The 24,214-nt window shown below is 70.9% G+C and carries 19 protein-coding genes; 13 read left to right on the forward strand and 6 right to left on the reverse strand.

Annotated features, from left to right (window positions below; translation table 11 throughout):
* The first annotated feature begins 26 nt into the window (after nt 1-26).
* The 11 genes from nuoH (at nt 27) to LHA26_RS10545 (ending at nt 11,228) form a co-directional block, all read left to right on the forward strand.
* Entirely contained in the window at nt 27-1,073 is a 1,047-nt protein-coding gene (gene nuoH / locus LHA26_RS10495) for an NADH-quinone oxidoreductase subunit NuoH (RefSeq protein ID WP_252165569.1), read from the forward strand.
* Between the two features lie 4 nt (nt 1,074-1,077).
* On the forward strand, nt 1,078-1,563 hold the full coding sequence (nuoI, locus tag LHA26_RS10500; RefSeq protein WP_252165570.1) for an NADH-quinone oxidoreductase subunit NuoI: 486 nt from the start codon (nt 1,078-1,080) through the stop codon (nt 1,561-1,563).
* Between the two features lie 34 nt (nt 1,564-1,597).
* Nucleotides 1,598-2,215, forward strand: coding sequence for an NADH-quinone oxidoreductase subunit J (locus tag LHA26_RS10505; RefSeq protein WP_252165571.1), 618 nt, complete (start codon nt 1,598-1,600; stop codon nt 2,213-2,215).
* The gene (nuoK, locus tag LHA26_RS10510) at nt 2,212-2,517 is read left to right on the forward strand and encodes an NADH-quinone oxidoreductase subunit NuoK (protein ID WP_252165572.1); all 306 of its coding nucleotides are present in this window, start codon (nt 2,212-2,214) and stop codon (nt 2,515-2,517) included. Before LHA26_RS10505 ends, nuoK begins: the two co-directional genes overlap by 4 nt.
* 9 nt (nt 2,518-2,526) lie before the next feature.
* Complete coding sequence (nuoL, locus tag LHA26_RS10515; RefSeq protein WP_252165573.1) at nt 2,527-4,719, forward strand: NADH-quinone oxidoreductase subunit L; 2,193 nt, start codon at nt 2,527-2,529, stop codon at nt 4,717-4,719.
* Between the two features lie 40 nt (nt 4,720-4,759).
* Nucleotides 4,760-6,298 carry an NADH-quinone oxidoreductase subunit M gene (locus LHA26_RS10520; protein ID WP_252165574.1) on the forward strand — a complete coding sequence of 513 codons (1,539 nt, stop codon included), beginning with the start codon at nt 4,760-4,762 and terminating at the stop codon, nt 6,296-6,298.
* A 1-nt stretch (nt 6,299) separates the two neighbouring features.
* Entirely contained in the window at nt 6,300-7,733 is a 1,434-nt protein-coding gene (gene nuoN / locus LHA26_RS10525; RefSeq protein ID WP_252165575.1) for an NADH-quinone oxidoreductase subunit NuoN, read from the forward strand.
* Complete coding sequence (locus LHA26_RS10530) at nt 7,733-8,440, forward strand: biotin--[acetyl-CoA-carboxylase] ligase (RefSeq protein WP_302898073.1); 708 nt, start codon at nt 7,733-7,735, stop codon at nt 8,438-8,440. The genes nuoN and LHA26_RS10530 overlap by 1 nt, the downstream gene beginning before the upstream one ends.
* Nucleotides 8,441-8,443: 3 nt before the next feature.
* Entirely contained in the window at nt 8,444-9,241 is a 798-nt protein-coding gene (locus tag LHA26_RS10535) for a type III pantothenate kinase (protein ID WP_252165577.1), read from the forward strand.
* A gap of 64 nt (nt 9,242-9,305) precedes the next feature.
* Complete coding sequence (locus tag LHA26_RS10540) at nt 9,306-10,886, forward strand: ribonuclease J (protein WP_252168351.1); 1,581 nt, start codon at nt 9,306-9,308, stop codon at nt 10,884-10,886.
* Between the two features lie 66 nt (nt 10,887-10,952).
* Complete coding sequence (locus LHA26_RS10545; RefSeq protein ID WP_252165578.1) at nt 10,953-11,228, forward strand: DUF1467 family protein; 276 nt, start codon at nt 10,953-10,955, stop codon at nt 11,226-11,228.
* Nucleotides 11,229-11,237: 9 nt separating this feature from the next.
* Here LHA26_RS10545 and LHA26_RS10550 read toward each other — a convergent pair whose 3' ends face one another.
* Genes LHA26_RS10550 through LHA26_RS10560 form a run of 3 tightly spaced genes read right to left on the reverse strand, consistent with a single transcriptional unit; the run spans nt 11,238 to nt 14,936 of the window.
* Nucleotides 11,238-12,587 (reverse strand): sensor histidine kinase, encoded by a 1,350-nt coding sequence (locus tag LHA26_RS10550; protein ID WP_252165579.1) that lies wholly within the window; start codon nt 12,585-12,587, stop codon nt 11,238-11,240.
* Nucleotides 12,584-13,669, reverse strand: coding sequence for a DUF2336 domain-containing protein (locus tag LHA26_RS10555; protein WP_252165580.1), 1,086 nt, complete (start codon nt 13,667-13,669; stop codon nt 12,584-12,586). The genes LHA26_RS10550 and LHA26_RS10555 overlap by 4 nt, the downstream gene beginning before the upstream one ends.
* A gap of 34 nt (nt 13,670-13,703) precedes the next feature.
* Nucleotides 13,704-14,936 carry a hypothetical protein gene (locus tag LHA26_RS10560; RefSeq protein ID WP_252165581.1) on the reverse strand — a complete coding sequence of 411 codons (1,233 nt, stop codon included), beginning with the start codon at nt 14,934-14,936 and terminating at the stop codon, nt 13,704-13,706.
* Nucleotides 14,937-15,170: 234 nt separating this feature from the next.
* Here LHA26_RS10560 and LHA26_RS10565 point away from each other — a divergent pair, with 234 nt between their 5' ends.
* Complete coding sequence (locus LHA26_RS10565; RefSeq protein ID WP_252165582.1) at nt 15,171-17,345, forward strand: hypothetical protein; 2,175 nt, start codon at nt 15,171-15,173, stop codon at nt 17,343-17,345.
* Nucleotides 17,346-18,384: 1,039 nt separating this feature from the next.
* On the opposite strand, the gene LHA26_RS10570 is transcribed toward LHA26_RS10565, so the two are convergent.
* Both LHA26_RS10570 and gltX read right to left on the reverse strand, forming a co-directional pair.
* Nucleotides 18,385-19,671, reverse strand: a complete 1,287-nt coding sequence (locus tag LHA26_RS10570; protein ID WP_252165583.1) for a citrate synthase — start codon at nt 19,669-19,671, stop codon at nt 18,385-18,387.
* 64 nt (nt 19,672-19,735) lie between these two features.
* Nucleotides 19,736-21,166, reverse strand: a complete 1,431-nt coding sequence (gene gltX, locus LHA26_RS10575; RefSeq protein ID WP_252168352.1) for a glutamate--tRNA ligase — start codon at nt 21,164-21,166, stop codon at nt 19,736-19,738.
* 87 nt (nt 21,167-21,253) lie between these two features.
* Here gltX and LHA26_RS10580 point away from each other — a divergent pair, with 87 nt between their 5' ends.
* On the forward strand, nt 21,254-23,371 hold the full coding sequence (locus LHA26_RS10580) for a ComEC/Rec2 family competence protein (protein WP_252165584.1): 2,118 nt from the start codon (nt 21,254-21,256) through the stop codon (nt 23,369-23,371).
* Nucleotides 23,372-23,491: 120 nt separating this feature from the next.
* Here the strand turns inward: LHA26_RS10580 and lexA are convergent, their stop codons facing one another.
* Nucleotides 23,492-24,154, reverse strand: a complete 663-nt coding sequence (gene lexA / locus LHA26_RS10585; RefSeq protein WP_252165585.1) for a transcriptional repressor LexA — start codon at nt 24,152-24,154, stop codon at nt 23,492-23,494.
* Between the last annotated feature and the right edge of the window lie 60 nt (nt 24,155-24,214).

Here is a 24,214-nt window from a genome sequence, read left to right on the forward strand (position 1 = left end):
ATCCCGAGTGCAAGGAAGGCCGGTCGATGACCGACGCGATGACCCCCTATCTCGGCTATGAGCTGGCCTGGTTCGTGGCCACCCTCATCGGCTGTCTGCTGATCGCGCTGCCGGTGATGCTGGCGGTGGCGATGGCTATCTATGCCGAGCGCAAGCTGTGGGCGGCCTTCGCGCTGCGGCGCGGCCCCAATGTCGTGGGCCCGCTCGGCCTGCTGCAGAGCTTCGCCGATGGTCTCAAGGTCTTCCTGCAGGAAACCATCGTGCCGGCGGCCGCCAACCGCACGCTGTTCCTGATCGCGCCGATCATCACCTTCACCGTGGCGCTGATCGCCTGGGCGGTGATCCCCTTCGGCCCCTCGATGGTGCTGGCCAATGTCAATGTCGGCCTGCTCTACATCCTCGCCGCCTCGTCGCTGGGTGTGTACGGCGTGATCCTGGCGGGCTGGGCGTCCAACTCCAAATATCCCTTCTACTCGGCGATCCGCGCCGCCGCGCAGATGGTGTCCTACGAAGTGTCGATCGGCTTCGTGCTGATCTCGGTCGTGCTCTGGGCCGGCAGCTTCAACATGCAGGACATCGTGCTGGCGCAGAAGGGCACGATCCTCGGCGTGATCAGCTTCAACGCGCTCAACCCGCTGCTGCTGCCGATGTCGGTGGTGTTCCTGATTTCGGCCATGGCCGAGACGAGCCGCACCCCCTTCGACCTGACCGAGGCGGAGAGCGAGCTGGTCGCCGGCTATCAGACCGAATATTCGTCCATGGCCTTCGCGCTCTACTGGCTGGGCGAATATGCCAATGTCATCCTGATGTGCGCGCTCAACAGCGTGCTCTTCTGGGGCGGGTGGCTGCCGCCGGTGGATTGGGCGCCGCTCTACGCCGTGCCCGGCATCCTCTGGCTGTTCGCCAAGATGCTCGTCGTCTTCTTCATCTTCGCCTGGGTGAAGGCCACCGTTCCCAGGTATCGCTACGACCAGCTGATGCGGCTGGGCTGGAAGATCTTCCTGCCCCTGTCGCTGCTCTGGGTGTTCCTCGTCTCCGGTTGGCTGATGCTGACCCGCTTCCACGGAGCCTGACGCGATGAGCGTTGCGCATTACGTCAAGTCCTTCACGCTCTGGGAGCTGTTGAAGGGGCACGCGCTGACCCTGAAATATTTCTTCAAGCCGAAGGCGACGCTCAACTATCCGTTCGAGCGCAACCCGCTGAGCCCGCGCTTCCGCGGCGAGCATGCGCTGCGCCGCTATCCCAATGGCGAGGAGCGGTGCATCGCGTGCAAGCTGTGCGAGGCGGTGTGCCCGGCGCAGGCGATCACGATCGAGGCCGAGCCGCGCGACGACGGCTCGCGCCGCACCACGCGCTACGACATCGACATGACCAAGTGCATCTTCTGCGGCTTTTGCCAGGAAGCCTGCCCGGTCGACGCGATCGTCGAGGGGCCCAATCTTGAATATGCCACCGAAACCCACGAAGAGCTTCTCTACGACAAGGCGAAGCTGCTCGAGAATGGGGACAAGTGGGAACGGGTGCTGGCGGCGAACCTTGCCGCCGACGCGCCCTATCGTTAATCGCGCGTAGCGAAACCAAGGGGCCAGCCGCAAAGTGATCCAGGCCATCGCCTTCTATCTGTTCGCCGTGGTGGTGATCGCGTCCGCCGCGCTCGTCATCACGTCGCGCAACCCGGTCCACTCGGTCCTGTGGCTGATCCTGGCGTTCTTCAACGCCGCCGGGCTCATGCTGCTGGTCGGCGCCGAATTCATCGCGATGCTGCTCGTCATCGTCTATGTCGGCGCGGTCGCGGTGCTGTTCCTGTTCGTGGTCATGATGCTCGACATCGACTTCGCGGAGCTGCGCGCCGGTTTCGTCCGCTATCTGCCCTTCGGTCTGGCGATCGCGCTGGTGCTGCTGGCGGAGATCATCATCGCCGCCGGCGCCTGGTCCAATGGCGGGGTGCAGATGGCCGCGCGTGTCGCGCCCACGCCCGACGCGGCGGTGACGCCGAACATCCAGGCGCTCGGCATCCTGCTCTACACGCGCTACCTCTTCATCTTCGAAGGGGCCGGCCTGGTGCTGCTGGTCGCGATGATCGGCGCGATCGTGCTGACGCTGCGCGCCCGCACCGGCGTGCGTCACCAGAATATCAGCCGCCAGACGATGCGGCGCCCGGAGGATGCGGTGCGCAACACCAATCCGCCGGTCGGCCAGGGAGTGACGCTGTGATCGGCCTCCAGCATTATATCGCCGTGTCGGCGATCCTGTTCGTGATGGGGGTGCTCGGCATCTTCCTCAACCGGAAGAACGTCATCGTCATCCTGATGGCGATCGAGCTGATCCTGCTCGGGGTGAATCTCAACCTCGTCGCCTTCTCGGCCTTTCTGCACGATCTGGTCGGGCAGATCTTCGCCATGTTCGTGCTGACGGTGGCCGCCGGCGAGGCCGCGATCGGGCTCGCCATTCTCGTCATCTATTTCCGTGGCCGCGGCACGATCGCGGTGGACGACATCAACCGGATGAAGGGCTGAGCCGCTTCCATGATCCAGCTCCTCGTCTTTCTGCCGCTCCTCGCCGCGATCGTCGCCGGCCTCGGCAATCGCGCCATCGGCGCGGTGCCCGCCAAGCTGGTGACGACGCTGTCGCTGCTCGTCTCCTGCGCGCTCGCCTGGCCGATCTTCATCGGCTTCCTCACTGGCGCCTCGCACGCGACGGTGGTGCCGGTGCTCACCTTCATCCGCTCGGGCGACCTGCAGGTCGATTGGGCGCTGCGCGTCGACAGCCTGACGGCGGTGATGCTGGTGGTGGTGACGAGCGTGTCCGCGCTCGTCCATCTCTACAGCTGGGGCTATATGGCGGAAGATCCCGACCAGCCTCGCTTCTTCGCCTATCTCTCGCTCTTCACCTTCGCCATGCTGATGCTGGTGACGGCGGACAGCCTGGTGCAGATGTTCTTCGGCTGGGAAGGCGTGGGCCTCGCCTCCTATCTGCTGATCGGCTTCTGGTATTATAAGCCCTCCGCCAACAAGGCCGCGATCAAGGCCTTCGTCGTCAATCGGGTGGGCGATTTCGGCTTTTCGCTGGGCATCTTCGGCACCTTCCTGGTGTTCGGCACGGTGTCGATCCCGACGATCCTCGCCGCCGCGCCGCATATGGTCGGCTCCACCATCGGCTTTCTCGGCTATCGCGTCGATACGATGACGGTGCTGTGCCTGCTGCTGTTCATCGGCGCGATGGGCAAATCGGCGCAGCTCGGCCTCCACACCTGGCTGCCCGACGCGATGGAGGGCCCGACGCCCGTCTCCGCGCTGATCCACGCCGCCACCATGGTGACGGCGGGCGTGTTCATGGTGTGCCGCCTCTCGCCCATGTTCGAGGCGAGCCCGACCGCGCTGACCGTGGTGACGATCATCGGCGCCTGCACCTGCTTCTTCGCCGCAACGGTGGGCACGGTGCAGACCGACATCAAGCGCGTGATCGCCTATTCGACCTGCTCGCAGCTCGGCTATATGTTCTTCTCGGCCGGGGTCGGCGCCTATGGCGCGGCGATGTTCCACCTCTTCACCCACGCCTTCTTCAAGGCGCTGCTGTTCCTCAGCGCGGGTTCGGTGATCCACGCCATGCACCATGAGCAGGACATGCGCTTCTATGGCGGCCTGCGGAAGCACATCCCGCTCACCTTCTGGGCGATGATGGCGGGCACGCTGGCGATCACCGGCGTCGGCATCGAGGATGTGTTCGGCTTCGCCGGCTTCTATTCCAAGGACGCGATCATCGAGAGCGCCTATGCCAGCGGCACCCAGGCTGGCGGCTTCGCCTTCGCGATCGGCGTGATCGCGGCGCTGCTCACCAGCTTCTATTCGTGGCGCCTGATGTTCCTCACCTTCTTCGGCAAGCCGCGCTGGGCCGCGTCGGAGCATATCCAGCACGCCGCCCATGGCGACCATGGCCATGACCATGCGCACGATCACGCGCACGGCCACGATCACGACCATGACCATGCGCATGCCGCGCACGCTCATGGCGCGACCGCGCAGGCGCTGGCCGATCATGGCAGCGATGCGCATGGCCATGACGCGCACGCCCATGCGGTCGCCGCGCACGACGCGCCCGACGAGAGCGCGGGCGGCGAGCCGGCGACGGATTCGCGCGACTGGACCGAGGTGGAGCAGGGCACGGCCGGCTATCATCCGCATGAGAGCCCGTGGCCGATGGCGGTGCCGCTCATCCTCCTGTCGATCGGCGCGGTGTTCGCGGGCTTCGTCTTTGCCGGCCCGTTCGGCAATCTGCACGATTTCTGGCAGGGCGCGATCGTGGTGAAGGCGCATCTCCAGCATGCCGCGCATGAGAGCCCGGCCTGGGTGAAGCTGTCGCCCACGGTGGTGATGCTGCTCGGCCTCGTCACGGCCTGGTTCGCCTACATCCGCGACGTCACGGTGCCCAAGCGCTTCGCCGGCACCTTCCGGGGGCTCTACGCCTTCCTGCTCCACAAATGGTATTTCGACGAGCTGTACGACCTGCTGTTCGTGCGCCCCGCCTTCGCGATCGGCCGCTTCTTCTGGAAGGCGGGCGACCAAGGCACGATCGACCGCTTCGGCCCCGATGGCGTCGCCAAGCTGGTGGTGGTGGGCAATCGGCTGACCGCGCGGGTCCAGTCCGGCTATGTCTATACCTATGCGCTGGTCATGCTGATCGGGCTTGCCGGCGCCGCCACCTGGGCGGTGACGCGATGAGCGGCGCCCTTCTCCACTCCGCCGGGATGACGGTACGATAATGAACGGATTTCCCATTCTCTCCGTCATGCTGGCGGTGCCGCTGCTGGCGGCGATCTGGTGCGTGTTCGCGCCGGGCGAGGGCGAGGCGCGCGCCACCCAGGCGCGCTATGTGGCGCTGATCGCCACGCTGATCGATTTCGGCCTCGGCATTCTGCTGTGGCTCGGCTTCGACCAGGCGGGGCCGCGCTGGCAATTTACCGAGCGCGCCGATCTGTTCGGCCGCTTCTCCTACGCGCTGGGGATCGACGGCATCGCGCTGCTGCTCATCCTGCTGTCCGTCTTCCTGATGCCGCTCTGCGTGCTGGCCAGCTGGAAGGCGATCGGCAAGCGCGTGCCGGAATATATGGCGGCGTTCCTGCTCATGGAAACGCTGATGGTCGGCGTGTTCGCCGTGCAGGATCTGTTCCTCTTCTACATCATGTTCGAAGGCACGCTGATCCCGATGTATCTCATCATCGGCATCTGGGGCGGCGCGCGGCGGATCTACGCCAGCTATAAGTTCTTCCTCTACACGCTGCTCGGCTCGGTGCTGATGCTGGTGGCGATGCTCTACATGGCGCGCACCGCGGGCACGACGAACATCCCGGCGCTGCTCGCCTTCAACTTCGATCCGGTGGTGCAGCGCTGGCTGTGGCTCGCCTTCTTCGCCTCCTTCGCGGTGAAGATGCCGATGTGGCCGGTCCATACCTGGCTGCCCGACGCGCACGTCGAGGCGCCGACGGCAGGCTCGGTGATCCTGGCGGGCGTGATGCTGAAGATGGGCGGCTATGGCATGCTGCGCTTCTCGCTGCCCATGTTTCCCGATGCCTCGGTCTATTTCTTCTGGCTGGTGATGGCGCTCTCGATGGTGGCGACGGTCTATACCTCGCTCGTCGCGCTGGTGCAGACCGACATGAAGAAGCTGATCGCCTATTCGTCGGTCGCGCACATGGCGCTCGTCACCTTCGGCCTGTTCGCGATGAACCGCCAGGGGATCGAGGGCGCCTATATGGTGATGCTCGGCCACGGCCTCGTCTCGGGCGCGCTCTTCCTGTGCGTCGGCGTCGTCTACGATCGGCTCCATACCCGCGAGATCGCGCGCTATGGCGGCATCGCCAACAACATGCCGGGCTACGCCACGATCTTCCTCTTCTTCACCATGGCCTCCATCGGCCTGCCCGGCCTGTCCAACTTTCCGGGCGAGTTCCTCTCGATGATGGGCACCTACCGGGCCTCGTCCTGGGCGGCGCTGATCGCGGTGACGGGCATCATCACCAGCGCGGCCTATATGCTGTATCTCTACCGGCGGATCGCCTTCGGCCCGCAGAAGAATGCGGATGCCGCCGCGATGCCGGACCTGGACGCGCGCGAATATGCGATCCTCGTGCCGCTGGTGCTCGCCACCATCTGGATGGGTGTCTATCCCGAAAGCTTCCTGGCGCCGATCCGCAAGGATGTCGGCCTGGTGATGGAGCGGGTGGCGCATGCGCATCCGCCCAGCGACGCCCAGCCCACCCCCGGCCACCCCGCACCGGCGCATGCCGAGGGACAGGAATAAGATGAACGGCTCCTACCTCCTCTCGCTTCCCGAGATCATCCTCAGCCTGGGGTCGATCGTGCTGATGCTGGTCGCCGCCTGGGGCGGGGACAAGGCGTCGCGCGCGATCAGCATCGTCGCGGTGGCGCTGCTCGTCGCGGCGGGCTTCGCGGCAATCGGGCCGCTCGGCCATGGCGGCGTCGGCTATGGCGGCCTCTATGTCGCCGATGCCTATTCCGCCTTTGCCAAGCCGCTGATCTATCTGGCCACTGCCGTCGTCCTGATGATCGCGCCGGGCTTTTTCGAGCGCGACGGCGAGATGCGGGCCGAGTTCCCCGTGCTGCTCCTGCTCTCGGCGGTCGGCATGGGCGTGATGGTTTCGGCGGTCGATCTGCTGACGCTCTATGTCGGCCTCGAGCTGCAGTCGCTCTCCGCCTATGTGTTGGCGAGCTTCCTGCGCCGCGATCAGCGCTCGGCCGAGGCGGGGCTGAAATATTTCGTGCTCGGCGCGCTCGCCTCGGGCATCCTGCTGTACGGCACCTCGCTGCTCTACGGCTTTGCCGGCACCACCAGCTTCGCCGGCGTCGCCGCCGCCTTCAAGGGCGGCGCGGGCGTGGGGCTCACGTTCGGCCTGGTGTTCGTGCTCGCCGGCCTCGCCTTCAAGATCTCGGCCGTGCCCTTCCACATGTGGACGCCCGATGTCTATGAGGGCGCGCCGACCCCGGTCACCGCCTTCTTCGCCTCCGCGCCCAAGGTGGCGGCGCTCGGGCTGGCGATGCGCGTCGCGATCGAGGCGCTCGGCCCGGCGACCGATGCCTGGCGCCAGATCGTCGTCTTCTGCGCGCTGGCCTCGACCATCCTGGGCGGCGTGGCCGCGATCGGCCAGACCAACATCAAGCGGCTGCTCGCCTATTCGTCGATCAACAATGTCGGCTTCGCGCTGTTCGGCCTCGCCGCCGGCACCCAATATGGCGTGTCCGCGACGCTCACCTATCTCGTCGTCTATGTGGCGATGACGCTGGGCTCGCTGCTGTGCGTGCTGCAGATGCGCGACGCCGAGGGCAACCGCACCGAGACGATCGCCGCCCTGTCCGGCCTGTCGCGCAGCCGGCCCGGCCTGGCCGCCGCCTTCGCCTTCTTCATGTTCAGCCTCGCCGGCATCCCGCCGCTGTTCGGCTTCTGGCCGAAATTCCTGGTGTTCGATGCGCTGGTGGAGATCGGCATGTGGCCGCTGGCGATGATCGGCATCGCCACCTCGGTGATCGGCGCCTTCTATTATCTCAAGATCGTGAAGACGATCTACTTCGACGATCCGGCCGCGCCGCTGGCGCCGAGCCGCTCGAAGGTGGAGCTGGTGCTGATCGCGCTCGCGGCGCTGTTCGTCTCGCCGCTCGGCTATCTCGCGATCACGCCGCTCGACGGCGCGAGCATGGCGGCGGCGGCGGCCCTGTTCTGATCGCGCTCCGCACCGTCGCCGAGACGGACTCGACCAATGACGATATGGCCGCGCTCGCCGAGGCGGGCGCGGCCGAGGGGCTCTGGCTGCGCGCCGAGCGCCAGCGCGCCGGGCGCGGCCGCCAGGGCCGCTCGTGGATCTCGCCGCCCGGCAATCTCTACGCCAGCACGCTGGTGCGGCTGGGCGCGGGTGATCCCCCACCGGCCTCGCTCGCCTTCGTGACCGGCGTGGCGCTGCACGAGGCGCTCTCCGCCTTCGCGCCCGGCCTCGCGCTCAAATGGCCCAACGACATTCTCGGCGGCGCCGCCAAGCTGGCCGGCATCCTGCTGGAGCGGCGCGGGGCGGCGGTGATCATCGGCTGCGGCGCCAACCTCGCGCATCATCCCGATCTGCCCGAGCGCCCGACCACGGCCATCGCCGCGCTCGCCGGCCATGCGCCCGATCCCGATGCGGTGCTGCACGCGCTGGCGGAGAGTTTCGCGCGCTGGCTAGGGCGCTGGCGAGGCGAGGGGGTGGCGCCGGTGCTGGCGCGCTGGCAGGCGCTGGCGCATGCGCCGGGCACCGCGCTGGCGGCGCATCTGCCCGATGGCACGCGCATCGCGGGCCTGTACGAGGGGCTGGAGCCCGATGGCGCGCTGCGGCTGCGCTTGGCGGACGGGACGCGGCATGTCATCCACGCTGCCGATATTTTCCTGGTGCAGGATTAAGCCATGCTGCTCGCGATCGATGCCGGCAACACCAACATCGTCTTCGCGCTGGTCGACCAGTCGGCCGCGCGGCCGCTGATCCGGGCGCGCTGGCGCATCGCCACCGACCCGCGCCGCACCGCCGACGAATATGCCGTGTGGCTGCACCAGCTGCTCCAGCTGGAGGGGCTGGACCGCGGCGCGGTGGACGCGGTGATCCTCTGCACCGTGGTGCCCCGCGCGCTCCACAATCTCGAGGTGCTGGCGAGCAAATATTTCGGCTGCGAAGCGCTGGTGGCGGGCCGCGCGCCGGTGGAATGGGGCATCAGGCTGGACGTCGCCGAGCCCAAATCGGTCGGCGGCGATCGCGCGGTCAACACCATTGCCGCGCATGCGCTGGCCGAGGGCGATCTGATCGTCATCGATTTCGGCACCGCCACCACCTTCGACGTGGTGGATTATGCCGGCGCCTATAAGGGCGGGATCATCGCGCCCGGCATCAATCTGTCGCTGGACGCGCTGGTCGCGGCCGCCGCCAAGCTGCCGCGCATCGCGATCGCCGCGCCGCTCGGCGCGGGCGTGATCGGGCGCACCACCGAGGATCAGATGCTGATCGGCATCTATTGGGGCTATGTCGCCATGCTCGAAGGGCTGGTGGCCCGGCTCAAGGCGGAGATCGCGCGGCCGGTGACGGTGATCGCCACCGGCGGCCTTGCGACCCTGCTGGCCCAGCATACATCGGTATTCGACCGGGTTGAACCCGACCTCACCATCACCGGCCTGGCGTTGATGCATCGCCGGCTGCTTACCGTACAAGGATGATTGCTTGACCATTCCCGGCGACGAATTGCTGTTCCTGGCCCTTGGCGGCTCGGGCGAGATCGGCATGAACGTCAATCTCTACGGCACCCAGGGCAAATGGCTGATGGCCGATCTGGGCGTCAGCTTCGCGGATCCGAACTATCCCGGCATCGACGTGGTGCTGCCCGATCTCGGCTTCATCGAGGAGCGCAGCGCCGATCTTCTCGGCCTGGTCATCACCCATGGCCATGAGGATCATATCGGCGCCATCCCCTATCTCGCGCTCGATCTCGGCTGCCCCATCTACGCCACCGCCTTCACCGCGGGGCTGATCCGCGCCAAGCTGGACGAGGAGGGGCTGGCGGATCGCGTCAAGGTCAAGCTCGTCAAGGTCGGCCAGCCGGTCAAGATCGGGCCGTTCGCGGTGGAATGGGTGCCGATGGCGCATTCGATCCCCGAGATGAACGCGCTGCTGATCGAGACCAAGCATGGCCGCGTCTTCCACACCGGCGACTGGAAGCTGGACGAGACCCCGGTGATCGGCCAGCCCTCCGGCGAGGCCGCGCTGCGCGCGATCGGCGATCGCGGCGTGCTCGCGCTGATGGGCGATTCCACCAATGTCTTCAACAATGAGGCGTCCGGCTCGGAAGCCAGTGTGAAGGCCGATCTGGAGCGCGAGATCGCCGCCGCGCCCGGCCGGGTGCTGGTGACGACCTTCGCCTCCAACGTGGCGCGGCTGCAGACCTTGGGCCAGGTGGCGGTGGCGACGGGGCGGCAGCTCTGCGTCGCCGGCCGCTCGCTGGACCGCATCACCAAGATCGCGCGCGCCGTCGGCTATCTGCCCGATTTCCCGCCGACCGTGGATTTCGACTCGGCGATGCGGCTGAAGCCGCGCGAGCTGATGATCGTCGCCACCGGCGGTCAGGGCGAGGCGCGGGCGGCGCTGTCGCGCATCGCCCATGGCAGCCACCGGCTCGCGCTCAGCGAGGGGGACACGGTGCTCTTCTCCTCCAAGCAGATCCCCGGCAATGAGGAGGCGATCGGCATCGTCCAGAATGCGCTGGCCAAGCGCAACATCCGGATGGTGACGGAGCGCCAGGCGCATATCCACGTCTCCGGCCATCCCGGACGGCCCGAGATCGAGCGCCTCTATGGCTGGCTCAAGCCCGAGATCGTGGTGCCCGTGCATGGCGAGCGCCGGCACATGGCCGAACATGCCCGGCTCGCGGCCGCGCTCGGCGTCCCCGCCTCGATCGTGCAGAGCAATGGCGATGTCGTGCGGCTCGCACCCAACGGGCCCAAAATCATCGGCCATGAGCGGTCGGGCCGGCTGGTGCTCGATGGCGACGTGATCCTGCCGGCGGACGGCACCACGCTCAACGATCGCCGCAAGCTCGCCGCCAACGGTCTGGTGACGGTGGGCGTGGCGGTGGACAAGGCGGGCCATCCGCGTGGGCGGCCGCAGATCGGCATCCACGGCCTGCCCGTGGAGGAGGACCGCGCCGACTTTATCGAGGATGCCGCCGAGGCGGTGCTCGACGCGCTCACCGACGCCCCGCGCGACGAGGCCAAGAAGCGGGACGCGGTGCGGCTGGCGGTGCGCCGGCGCGCCACCGCCTGGACGGGCAAGAAGCCGATCGTCGAGGTGCTGCTGCTGCGCGTGTGACGGCGCGGCGGTGGGGTGGCGACCGCGCGCGTTGGCGCGGCGGCGCGACTGGTCTAGAAGCGGGCGATGCGCTGGTTCTCCATCATCGCCATCTATTTCCTATTCTGGTTCCTATCGCTGTTCGTGATGCTGCCGATCGGGATGCGCACCGCCGACGAGGCGGGCGCGCCCAAGGTGCCGGGCCAGGCCGACAGCGCGCCGCACCAGTTCCGCCCCTGGCCGATCGTGGCGCGCACCACGCTGTGCGCCGCGATCCTGTTCGGGCTGTTCTACGCCATTTATCGGCAGGGCTGGATCGACGTGCATCTGCCCGCCGACGCGGTGAACCGGATCCCCGGCTAAGGCTGCGCGTCAGGCCTCGGCGGGGGGCAGGGTGAAGACGAGCCGCGCGCCCGGCCCGATCCCATCCTCCACGACGATATCGCCGCCCATGGCGCGGGCGAGCCGGCGCGAGATATAGAGGCCGAGGCCCGAGCCGGGCTCGCTGGCGCCGAGCCGCTCGAACTTCTCGAACACGCGCGCGCGATCGGCGGGGGCGATGCCGCGCCCCTCGTCGATCACGATCGCCGCCGCGCCGCGCTCGGTGCGCTCGACCGTGACGGTGACGGTCGATCCTTCCGGGCCGAAGCGCACGGCATTGCCGATCAGATTGACGAGCACCTGGAGGCACCGGCCGAAATCGCCGAGCGCGAGGCAGCGCTCCTGCGGATCGGGGCGGACGATCTGGATCGCCCGATCGTCGGCGCGGACCGCGAGCAGGCCGGCGGCGCGACGCGCGCAATCCGCCAGGTCCAGCGGTTCGCGCTCGGTCGCGAAATCCTCGCGCTCGACGGCGTCGAGATCGACCAGATCGCCGACCAGCCCGAGCAGATGCCGGCCGGCGGTGGCGATATCGCCGGCATAGCCGCCATAATCGGCGCGGAGCGGCCCGTCCTGCTGGAGCCGGATCGATTCGGCGGCGGCGACGATCCGCTGCAGCGGGCCGCGCAGCGCCGTGTCGAGCCGCTGCGAAAAGGCGCCGTCGGCGACCACGGGCGTGGCGGGCGCGGCGGGCAGGGCGGTAGCGGTGCCGCGAAAGCCGGTGAGCCGCCCGAGCCCGTCGTGCAGCGGCACGGCCGCGAGGCGGAAGCGGGCACCGCTGGCGCGCACCGTGACGCGCTGATCCTCGAAGCCGCGCCCCTGGGCCAGCGCATCGAGCAGCGGCGGCCCTCCTTGCGCGCCCTCCTCCAGGATCATCAGCCGCGACAGCGGATCGCCCAGCGCGGGGCCGGCCGCGCCGCGCATCGCGCGCACGCCTTCCTCGGAGAGCGCGATCAGCCGCAGCGCGCCATCCGTCTCCCAGGTCCAGTCGGCCTCGGCGCGCAGCCGGTCGAACGCATCGGCGCCCTCCTCGGCGGGCAGCGGACCGCTTGGCGCGCGGCGCGTCCAGCCGGCGATCGCCAGCGTCACGCCATCCTCGTCGGGCCGCGCGCGGACCCAGAGATCAAGATCCTCCTCGCCATCGGCGGCGAGCACCGCGCGCGACACCGGCACCGCCAGCCGCCGCGCGAGCCGCGCGAGCTGCGCGAGCTGCGGAATGGCGAGCGGGCCGCGCACCTCGCCGCCGGCGCGGCGGTGCAGCGCGGCGAGCACGGGATCGGCGACGACCAGCCGGCCCTCGCGATCCACGCGGCCGCGCACCGGGCCCTCGGCGGGGCTCACAGCGCGCGTCCCAGCGCGGCGAGGCCGGCGCGGTAGAGCGGTTCCAGCCGGGCGCGGCGCACCGCCGCGCGTGCCTGATCGGGCCCCAGCCGGTCAAAGCCCTGGAGCAGCAGCGCGGCGCGTTCGGCCGGATCCGGCCCGACGCCGCGATCGAGCGCGATCGCCAGCGCGAGGATCATCGCCGCCGCCACCGGCCGCGCCACGTCGCAGCCGCGCAGCAGCAGCGCCGCGCGCGCCGGCATGGCGAGCATGGCGTGCGCCTCATCAAAGCCGATCCCCGCGCGCACCGCGAGCAGCGCGGCCAGGGTGGCGATGCGGCCGGCGGCGAGCGTGCCCGCGAGCAGCGCGTCGTCGAGCTGGTCGGCGGCGCGCAGGCCATGGGCGAGGCGCATCGCGGCGGCGCCGATCCCATCGGCCTCGTCGATCGCGGCGAGGGTGCGCGCCACCGCGCCCTCGGCGGCGCGATGCAGCGTCTCCTCGCTGCCGGGGCCGGCCGCGCCCAGCGTGGCGAGCGCGGCGTCGGCGAGGCAGGCGGCGACTTGCCAGAACAGGGCGTGGCGATCCTCGGCGGAAAGATCGTGCAGCGGCAGCAGCGGATCGCCGCTGCGATCGAGGCGCGTGGCCTCGGCGGCGCGGACCGCGAAGCTTTCCGCCGCGAGCGTGCCGCCGATCGGATCGAGCCGACGCGCGCCCGGCGCCTCCTCCTCCACCGCCAGCCCATAGCCGCGCACCAGCGCCGCCGCGAGGCGATGCTCCTCGGCGCGGGCGAGCGCGGCGGCGGCGAGGCCGGAGCGTTGCAGCAGCCCGGCGCCGACGAAGCGCGCGGCGCAATCGAAGCCGGGGGCGGCGTCGAGCAGCGGTTCGGCGCCGCGCAGCAGCGCCTCGATCGACTGGATCAGATGCTCGACGATCAGCCCGGCGCGGGCGCGGGTCTCGTCGTCGATGGCGAGGGCGAGCGGGCGGGCGAGTTCGTGCGCGGCGGCGGCGCGGCGCGCATCGGCGAGTCGATCCGCGGCGGCCGCCGCCCCGAGCAACGCGCCACCCGAATCGGACTCTTCATCGGGGAAGCGACGACCGGACATGGGAGCTGCCTACGAAATCGTGATTAACGAGCCGCTAAAGGGGCTTGCCGCCGGTCTCCGAAGCCGTGCCGGCGCGCGCGGCGAGCAGATGCTGGACGCTGGCGAAGGACAGGGCGGCGTAGAAGGCGAGCAGCGCCAGCCCCGCCAGCGTTGCCTGGGCGATGGCGGCGGCGCCGAAGAGCAGCACCAGCGCATCGGCGTCCGCGATCCAGCCGGGCGGAGGAAGGCCGGCGAGGCGGCCGAGCAATCCCGTCTCGCGCGCCGTGGCGGCGCTGGCGCCGATGGTGATGGCGGCGAGCAGCGGCGCGATCCAGCCCGCATCCATGCGGTGCGCCGCAAAGGCGGCGAGCGCGGCGGCCATGGCGAGGCCGCGCAGCCGCGCCGCGCCATCCCCGGGGCCGGCGGCGGACAGGCGGATCGACGCCACCAGCCGCCCCAGCGCCTCGAGCAGCGCGCCGCCGACGAGCAGCAGCAGCCCGAGCAGCAACAGCCCCCACCAGGCGCAGGGAATGGCGAGCAGCGCCGCCGCCACCGCGCCGCGCCGCAGCCAGCGCGCATCGAGCGGACGATCCAGCACCAGCCCGACGAGCAGGCGCGCCAGCGGGCCGTAGAGGCGCCGCATCGGCCAGGCTTCGCCCGACAGGTCGCGCATCAGGCTGGCTTCGGTGGCGGCCCGCGCGCCGGCGCGGCTGCGCACGAGCAGCACCGGCCCGGCGGGGCCGAGATCGGCGCCATCGGCGCTATCGAGCCGCCGCGCCGAGGCGCCGACCGCGCGGCGCAGCAGCGTGGAGTGGAGATCCCAATCGCCCAGCATGGCGACGGTGCGCCGGAGCAGATCGCCGCTGACCAGCGCCAGCCCGCTCCAGCGCGCGCCGGAATCGATCCGCTCGAAGGCGCCGTCGGGCCTGGCTTCGCCGATCGTCAGCAGCGCGGGCGCGGCGCTGGCGGCGAGGCGGGCGACCTGTCCGGCCGGGGCGAGCGCGCCATCGGCGAAGATCAGCACGCGCTCGTCCGGGTGGAAGCGATCCGCGCCATCGCCGGCGGAGCGCGCGACATCGACGGTGATGCCGTCGCGCCGCAGCCGGTCGATCGCGCTGGTGAGCGCCGCCGGCACGCGCTCCACCAGCAGCACGACATGGCCGGCGCCGGCGGCCACGGCGAGCCGCACCTGCCGTTCCAGCAGGGCATGGCCGGCGACCGGCAGCGTGGCGATCAGCCCCGCGCCGTCATCGGCCTCGCGCACCGCCGCGATCAGCGCCGCCAGCACAAGGCCCCTCTCTTTCCGTCGCTCGTCACCGGCCTGCGATAGCCTTGGCGTGGCGGCCCTGCCAAGCCGCCGGGCCCTGCCTTTTTGTCCACCGTTTTTTCTCCGCCTCACGGCCAATATGTGCGCGATCCGGGGCCATGCGACTGGCCCCGCGCCCCCCGACGGTGTTACCATGCCGGTATGAACCAGGGGGCTTATTGGGCGGGCAGCCCGCGCGCATCCGAAAACGACGCCATGATCCGCGAGTCGGTTCCGCCCGAGCTGCTGCCGCCGCCGGTGGACGCGCCGCCGCCGCCGCCCAACTGGCGCGCGCGGGCGCTGCTGGGGCTGTTCGCCTTCGCGGCGCTGGCGTGGCTGGCGCTGGCGATCGGGCTCGGCCTGTCCGCCGCCTCGGCGGGCGGGATCGACGCCGCCGGGCTGGCGCGCGGCATCAGCCTGGCCAGCGGTCCGCTCGCCCTGCTGGTGGCGCTGCTGATCCTGTGGCAGCGCAATGCCAGCCGCGAGGCGGGCCGCTATGCCGATGTCGCGCGGGGTGTCCGCATGGAGACTTTGGCGCTCGACGCGGTGCTGAGCCTCGCCTCGCGCCGCCTCGCCGAGGATCGCGCCGCCGTCGCCGAACAGGCGGACCGGCTGCTCAGCCTCGCCGACCAGACTTCCGCCAAGCTCACCGACGCCACCGCGCTGCTCGCGCGCGAGATCGCCGAGCTTGGCCGCCAGAGCCGCGATCTCGATGCCGCCGCCGGCACCGCGCGCGTCGATATGGGCGTGCTGCTGGCCGATCTGCCCGTGGCCGAGGGGCAGGTGCGCGGCCTCGCCGAAACGCTGCGCGCGGCCGGCGTGGGCGCGCACGAACAGGCGGCGGCGCTGCAGGCGGTGCTCGCCGCGCTCGCCGGCCGCGCCAAGGAGGCGGAGGAGAACGCCGCCGGCGCCGCCAACCGGCTTTCGGCCCAGGTTTCGCGCATCGCCGGTGCGAGCGAGGTCGCCACGCGCGACATCGACGAGGCCGGCACGCGCATGACGGGCGCGATTGATTCGGTGATGCACCGCGCCGCCGAGGCGGTGGGCCGCGCGCAGAGCGCCGCCGAAGCCGCCGCCGAGCGCGCCGCCGCCACGCTGGAGGCGCGCGTCGCCGCGATCCGCCAGGAGGTCGCGGCGCTGGCCGAGACGCTCGCCGCGCAGGATCATGTCGGCGCCGAGCTGGTCGAGCGCATCCAGCGCGGGCTGAGCGCGGTCGAGGCGCGCTTCGCCGAGCTGGACGAGACGGGCGGCGCCCGCACCCAGCGGCTGGGCGAGGCGCTTGGCCTGCTCTGGACCCATGCCGAGCGCACAATGGCGACGCTCAACGATGGCGGCACCGCCGCCACCACGCTGATCAACCGCACCGAGACGCTGAAGGGCGCGATCGCCGCCTGTCTTGGCGAGCTGGGCGAGGCCCTGCCCGAGGCGATCGGCCGGCTGGAGCGTCAGGCGGCGCGCAGCCAGGCGCTCGCCAGCGCCGCGCTGCCCGAGGTGGAGCGGCTGGAGAGCGCCGCCGCCACCGCCGCCGCCGCGCTCGAGGCCGCGCGCACCGAGCTGGACGCGCGCCGCGCCTCGATCGAAGCGCTGGGCGAGGCCATCACCGCGCGGCTGGCCGGCGCCCGCAGCGACGCCGAGGCGCTCGACGCGGCGGTGGCCGGCGCCGACAGCCGCGCCGAGAAGCTCGCCAGCTCGACCAGCCCGCGGCTGGTCGAGGCGCTGATCCGCGTGCGCGAGACCGCAGGCCAGGCCGCGCAGCGCGCGCGCGAGGCGCTCGGCGCGATCGTGCCGCACAGCGCCTCGGCGCTCGGCGAGGCCAGCCGCAAGGCGCTCGAGGCCGCCATGACCGAGACGGTGGACGCGCAGGTGGCGCGGATCGCGGGCGTCTCGCAGGAGGCGGTCGCCGCCGCGCGCGCCGCCGCGGACAAGCTCGAGTCCGATCTCGCGCGCATCGCCGAGACCAGCGCCTCGGTCGAGGCGCATATCGCCGCCGGCAAGGCCGAGGTGGAGAGCAGCGATCGCGACAATTTCTCGCGGCGCGTCGCGCATCTGATCGATTCGCTCAACTCCACCTCGATCGATGTCGCCAAGCTTCTCTCCAACGAGACCGCCGACAGCGCCTGGGCCGCCTATCTCAAGGGCGATCGCGGGGTCTTCACGCGCCGCGCGGTGCGGCTGCTCGACAATGGCGATGTGCGCGAGATCACCCGGCATTATGAGGGCGATGCCGAGTTCCGCGATCAGGTGAACCGCTATATCCACGATTTCGAGGCGCTGCTCCGCCCGATCCTCGCCACGCGCGACGGCTCGACCCTGGCGGTGATCCTGCTCTCCTCCGAAATGGGCAAGCTCTACGTGGCGCTTGCCCAGGCCATCGAGCGCCTCCGCGCCTGAGCGCCGCGCGGCGCCGCTCCGCTCCATCGGTCCGTCGGGAGGAGGGCGCCGGCCCCCGCCGCGTGGAGCGATGATGTGCGGAGGCCCCGCCCCGACGCGCCTCGCGCCTCCGCGCGCGCGACCGGCGGTCGTAAGCGGAGCCCCACAACGCCCGTCGCCCCCGCACGGGCGGGGGTCCAGGCCCACGGGCGCGGCCGGAGCCGTGCGTCGAAAGGAAGAACCTGGATCCATGCCTGCGCGGGGATGACGGAACAGGGGCGCCGCGCCGACGCGCGCCGTCGGGAGGACGCCGTGTCGACGCGCGCGATCGGGAGGATGCCGCGCCGACGCGCGCCGCCAGAAGCGTGCCGCGCCGACGTGTGTCTGCAGCGTGGCGCGGAGCCGACGGGGTGCCTGCAGGAGGACGCCGCGCCGACAGGGGTCTGCAGGAGGGCTTCGGTCGCCGGCGCGTCGAGTGACCATGCGGAGGACCTGGCCCTAACGCGCCCCGCGCCTCCGCCTGCGACGGGCTGCCGAGAACAGTGCCCTCAAGCCGCGTCGCCCCCGCGCAGGCGGGGGCCCAGGCCCGCAGGCGCGGCCGGGGTCGTGCGTCGAAAGGAAGAACCTGGATCCCCGCCTGCGCGGGGATGACGGAAAAGGGGGCCGCGCCGACGCGCGCCGCCGGGAGAGTGCCGTGTCGACGCGCGCCTGCCGCGTGGCACGGAGCCGACGGGGTGCCGGCAGGAGGGCGCCGACTAGCGCCGCGTCGAGCGACAATGCGGAGGACCTGGCGCCAATGCGCCCCGCGCCTCCGCCCGCAACGGGCCGCCGAGATCAGCGCCCTCAAGCCCCCGTCGCCCCCGCGCAGGCGGGGGCCCAGGCCTGCAGGCGCGGCCGGGGCCCTCCGTCCAAAGGGAGGGCCTGGATCCCCGCCTGCGCGGAGATGACGGAAGGGGGCGCAGCGCCGACGCGCGCGATCGGGAGGAGCCCGCGCCGCGCCGCAAGGAAAAGGCCGCGCGCCCCCAAGGAGCGCGCGGCCTTGGATCAGGCGGCCGGCGGCTTAGCGGTCGCCGATGGCGACATAGTCGCGCTGGGTCGGGCCGGTGTAGAGCTGGCGCGGACGGCCGATCTTCTGCGCCGGATCGGTGATCATCTCGTTCCACTGCGCGACCCAGCCGACGGTGCGGGCGAGCGCGAAGAGGACGGTGAACATGGTCGTCGGGAAGCCGATCGCCGAAAGGATCACGCCCGAGTAGAAGTCCACATTCGGATAGAGCTTCTTCTCGATGAAATATTCATCGTTGAGCGCGATCTGCTCCAGCTCGCGGGCGACGTCGAACACCGGATCGGTGACGCCCAGCTTCTCGAGCACCTCGTTGGCGGTCTTCTGCATCACCGTCGCGCGGGGATCGTAATTCTTGTAGACGCGATGGCCGAAGCCCATCAGCCGGAAGGGATCGTCCTTGTTCTTGGCGCGGGCGATATATTCCGGAATGCGATCGGGCGTGCCGATCTCGCGCAGCATGTTGAGCGCGGCCTCGTTGGCGCCGCCATGCGCGGGGCCCCACAGGCAGGCGATGCCGGCGGCGATGCACGCGAAGGGGTTGGCGCCCGAGGAGCCGGCGAGCCGGACCGTCGAGGTGGAGGCGTTCTGCTCGTGATCGGCGTGCAGGATGAAGATCTTGTCCATCGCCGCTTCGATCACCGGATCGACGACATAGTCCTCGGCCGGGACCGAATAGGTCATCTTCAGGAAATTGCCGGTGTAGCTCAGCGCGTTGTCCGGATAGACGAAGGGCTGGCCGATCGAATATTTATACGCCATGGCGGCGATGGTCGGCATCTTGGCGATCAGCCGGTGGCTGGCGATCTCGCGCTGCTTGGGATCGTTGATGTCGGTCGAATCATGGTAGAAGGCCGAGAGCGCGCCGACCACGCCGCACATGATCGCCATCGGATGCGCATCGCGCCGGAACCCGCGGAAGAAGGTGGCGAGCTGCTCGTGCACCATGGTGTGGCGCGTGATCGTGCGGTTGAACTTGGCCAGCTCGTCCTGCTTGGGCAGTTCGCCGTTGAGCAGGAGATAGGCGACCTCCATGAAGCTCGACTTCTCGGCAAGCTCGCCGATCGGGTAGCCGCGATGCAGCAGCACGCCCTTGTCGCCATCGATATAGGTCAGGCCGGACTGGCACGACGCGGTGGAGGTGAAGCCGGGATCATAGGTGAACATGTCCGTGTCGGCGTACAGCTTGCGGATGTCCACCACGCTCGGGCCGACCGAGCCTTCCATGATCTTGTAGTCGAAGCTCTTGTCGCTGATGTTCAGCGTCGCGCTGCCGTCGGCCATAGGGTAGTCCTCCGTCCTCTTGTCTGAGCGCATGCCGGCCGGGCGGCCGGATACGGATGGGTGCTTAGCTCGCCGATCGGAGCTGATCGGCGAGACGTGCCAGGCTTTCATCACGACCCAGCAGCAACAGCACGTCGAAAATGCCCGGGCTCGTCGTCCGGCCGGTCAGCGCCGCCCTGAGCGGCTGCGCCACCTTGCCAAGCCCGACACCGGCCGCCTCCGCCACGCTGCGCACCGCCGCATCCAGCGCCTCGGCCGTCCAATCGGCCGTCTCCAGGGCGCGGGCCGCGTCGGCCAGCAGGGTCGCGCCGGCCCCCTCCAGGAGAGCCTGTGCGCGCGGCTCGATATCTAGCGGGCGGGCGCGAAAAAGGAAGGTGGCGCCGTCGGCAAGTTCGCGCAAATCCTTGGCCCGAACCTTCAGCACGGCCATGCCGCGCTGCAGCAGCGCGCGCTCGTCGGCGGTCGCTTCGCGGCCCAGCATTTCGGCCAGGAACGGCGCGACAAGGCCCGTCAGCCGGGCATCGTCGGCGGCGCGGATATAGTGGCCGTTGAGATTTTCGAGCTTCTTCGTATCGGTGCGCGCGGGCGAGCGGCCGATATCGCGCAGATCGAAAATCTCGATCGCACGCTCGCGCGGGAGAATCTCCTCGTCGCCATGGCCCCAGCCGAGTCGCAGCAGATAATTGCCGAGCGCCTCGGGCAGGATGCCGAGCTCGTCGCGATAGGCCTCGACGCCGAGCGCGCCGTGCCGCTTGGAAAGCTTGGCGCCGTCGGGCCCGTGGATCAGCGGGACATGGCCATAGACCGGCTCCTCCCAGCCCATGGCGCGGATGATGCCGAGCTGGCGGAAGGCATTGTTGAGATGATCGTCGCCGCGCACGACATGGGTAACGCCCATATCGTGATCGTCCACCACCACCGCGAGCATATAGGTGGGGGTGCCGTCGGAGCGGAGCAGCACCATGTCGTCCAGCTCGGCGTTGCGCACCGTGACGCGGCCCTGCACCACATCCTCGAGCGTCGTCTCGCCCTCGGTCTCGGCGCGCAGCCGCACGACATAGGGCGCGCCCGCCGGGGCTTCGGCGGGATCGCGATCGCGCCAGCGCCCGTCATAGCGGAGCGGCAGCTTCCTGGCGCGCTGCTCGGCGCGCATCGCCTCCAGCTCCTCGGCGGTGGCGAAGCATTTATAGGCGCGGCCCTGCGCGAGCAGCTGATCGGCGACCTCGGCATGGCGGGCGGCGCGGGCGAACTGGAACACGGCCTCGCCGTCCCAATCCAGGCCGAGCCAGCGCATGCCGTCAAGAATGGCGTCGATCGCCGCCTGGGTCGAGCGGGTGCGATCCGTATCCTCGATGCGGAGCAGGAACCGGCCGCCCGTGTGGCGCGCCCAGAGCCAGTTGAACAGCGCCGTGCGGGCGCCGCCGATATGGAGAAAGCCGGTCGGCGAGGGCGCGAAGCGGGTGACGACGGGCCGGTCGGCCGGGGATGTCGGGATCGTTTCGGCGCCGCTTGCGCTCACGCACTCTTCCTTCACAGTGGCGGGATGAAATGGGTCGGGCGCGCCCCTAGCATGGCGGCGGGGGTGCGGCAAACCTTCGCCCGCCGCGCCGGGGCGCTGGAGCATTGGCTGGAAGCGGAGCGGGACCAGCTGCCGCTCTGGCTGCCGGTGATGCTGCTCGCCGGGATCGCGGCCTGGTACGCGCTGCCCGGCCGCGCCGCCTGGGCGGCCTGGTGCGCGGCCATGGCCGGGCTGGCGCTGGGCGCGCTGGGGCTGGGCGGCGCGAGCCGGGCGGCGCGCGCGCTCGGCCTCGCCGCGCTCGGCCTGTGCGCGGGCTGCGCGCTCATCTGGCACAAGGCCGAGCGCATGGCGACGCCGCGGCTCGATCGGCCGCGCGTGGTCCGGCTCGTGGCGGAGGTGCGCGGCGTGGAGGCGCTGCCCGCGCGCGGCGGTACGCGGCTGACGCTGGCCCCGCGCGGCGACGCGCTGCCGAAGCGCGTGCGGGTGATGCTGGCCGATGCGCCGCCCGCACCCGGATCCGCCATCGCCCCGCCCCTGACGCTCGCGCCCGGCATGGTGCTGGCGCTGCGCGCGCGGCTGGTGCCGCCGCCGCCGGCGCTGGCGCCCGGCGGCTATGATTTCCGCGCCACCGCCTGGTTCGCCGGGCTGGGCGCGAGCGGTCGCGTGCTGGATCGGCCGGTGCGGCTGGCGGGGGTGCCGTCGCGCGGGCTCGAGGCCCGGCTGGGCGCGGCGCGCCGGGCGCTGGGCGCGCGCATCCTGGCGCGGGTGCCGGGCGCGGCGGGGGCGGTGGCGGTGGCGCTGGCGACGGGGGATACCGGCGCGATCGCGCCGGACGATGCCGAGGCGTTCCGTCGCTCGGGTCTGGCGCATCTCCTGTCGGTGAGCGGGCTGCATCTCAGCGCCATGGTCGGCGCCACCATCTTCGCGGCGCGGCGCCTGCTGGCGCTGCTCCCCTGGCTGGCGCTGCGCATCGCCGTGCCGCTGCTGGCCTCCGCGCTGGGGGCGGTGGCGGGCAGCCTCTATACGGTGCTCACCGGATCGGCGGTGCCGACGCTGCGCGCGCTGATCGCGGCACTGCTGGTGCTGGCGGGCGCGGCGCTGGGGCGGGAGGCGATCACGCTGCGGCTGGTCGCGAGCGGCGCGCTGCTGGTGCTGATCGCCTGGCCCGATCAGGCGGCGGGGCCGAGCTTCCAGCTCAGCTTCGCGGCGGTGCTGGCGCTGGTCGCCCTGTATGAGGCCGCGCCGGTGCGACGCCATCTGGCGCCGCGGCCCGAGCCCGCCGTCCGGCGATGGGCGCGCGCCGGGGCGGGGCTGTTGCTGGCGGGGCTGGTGGTGGAGGCGGCGCTGATGCCGATCGCCATCTACCATTTCCACCGCGCGGGCTTTTACGGCGCGCTCGCCAATCTCGTCGCGATCCCGCTGACCAGCGCGGTGGTGATGCCGGCCGAGGCGCTGGCGCTGCTGCTGGAGCCGCTCGGGCTCGCCGCGCCGGCCTGGTGGGTGGTCGCGCAGGCGCTCGCGCTGCTGCTCTGGCTCGCACGGCGCGTGGCGCTGCTGCCGGGAGCGGTGGCGCTGGTCCCCGATATGAGCCGAACGGCCTTCGCGCTGATCGTCGCGGGCGGGCTGTGGCTGGCGCTGTGGCGCACGCGGGCGCGGGTTGCGGGCCTGGTGCCGCTGATCGCCGGGCTCGGCCTCATCGCCGCGACGCCGCCGGTCGATCTGGTGGTGACCGCGGACGGCCGCCATGTCGCGCTGCGTCGCGCCGATGGGTCGCTCGCGCTGCTCCGCGCGCGCACCGGCGACTATGTGCGCGGCGCGCTCGCCGAACTGGGCGGGCAGGAGAGCGCGGCGGCGCTGGCGTGGGAGGCGCTGCCCGAAGGGCGGTGCAGCGCCGATTTGTGCCTCGCCGAGCGGGCGGCGGCCGGTCGGCGCTGGCGCATCGCGGCGACGCGCAGCGCCTATCCGCTGCGGCGCGCGGCGCTGGCGCCGGTCTGCGCCTGGGCGGATATCATGGTCAGCGAGCGGCGGCTTCCGGGCTGGTGCCGGCCGCGCTGGCTCAAGGCGGATGCCGCGCTGCTCGCCCGCACGGGCGGCCTCGCGATCCGCCTCGCCCCGCCGCGGATCGATACCGTCGCCGCCTGGGCGGCGGGCAAGCCCTGGGCGGACTCGCCCGTGCGTTGACGGGTGTCGTCTCGAGCCCGGCACAGCGCGCGGGCGGGCGAGACGGCGGGCGCTTTTGGAGCCGGCCGCAGCGTGGGCGCGTCACGCCGTGCGTGGCGCTCGCGCCGCAGCGCGGGCGGATCAGTAGCGGCGCAGCAGCCCCGAAAGCCGGCCCTGCACGCGCACCTGGCCCGGCTCGTAGCGTTGCGCGCTGTAGCTGCGATTGGCGGGATCGAGCCGGATCATCTGGCCCTCGCGGCGGAAAAATTTGAGCGTCGCCTCGCTCTCGTCGATCAGCGCGACCACGATCTCGCCGTCACGCGCGGTCTCGGTGCGGCGGATAAGCGCGTAGTCGCCATCGAGAATGCCGGCCTCGATCATCGAATCGCCGGCGACCTCGAGCGCATAATGTTCGCCCGGCCCGAGCAGCGCGGCGGGAACGGGCAGTGTCGCCTGGCCTTCCAGCGCCTCGATCGGGAGGCCGGCGGCGATGCGCCCGTGCAGCGGCAGTTCCACCACGCTGTCGTTCGCGGCGCGGGGCAGCGGACGCGGCGCCTCGGCCAGCGGCGCGGCCTTGGCGGGGATGGTGCGCTCGGGCATCTTCACCACCTCGAGCGCCCGCGCGCGATTGGGCAGGCGGCGGATGAAGCTGCGCTCCTCCAGCGCCCGGATCAACCGGTGCACGCCGGACTTGGATTTGAGATCCAAGGCGGCCTTCATCTCCTCGAACGAGGGCGAAACGCCATCCGCCTCAAGCCGATCATGGATGAAGAGGAGCAGCTCATGTTGCTTGCGCGTCAGCATTGGAAACCCCGCATCCAGGAACGGATGGCGAACGTATAAGAAACCGTTCGGGGCGTGTCA

This window comes from Sphingomonas morindae (genome assembly GCF_023822065.1).
GTDB classification, from domain to species: domain Bacteria; phylum Pseudomonadota; class Alphaproteobacteria; order Sphingomonadales; family Sphingomonadaceae; genus Solisphingomonas; species Solisphingomonas morindae.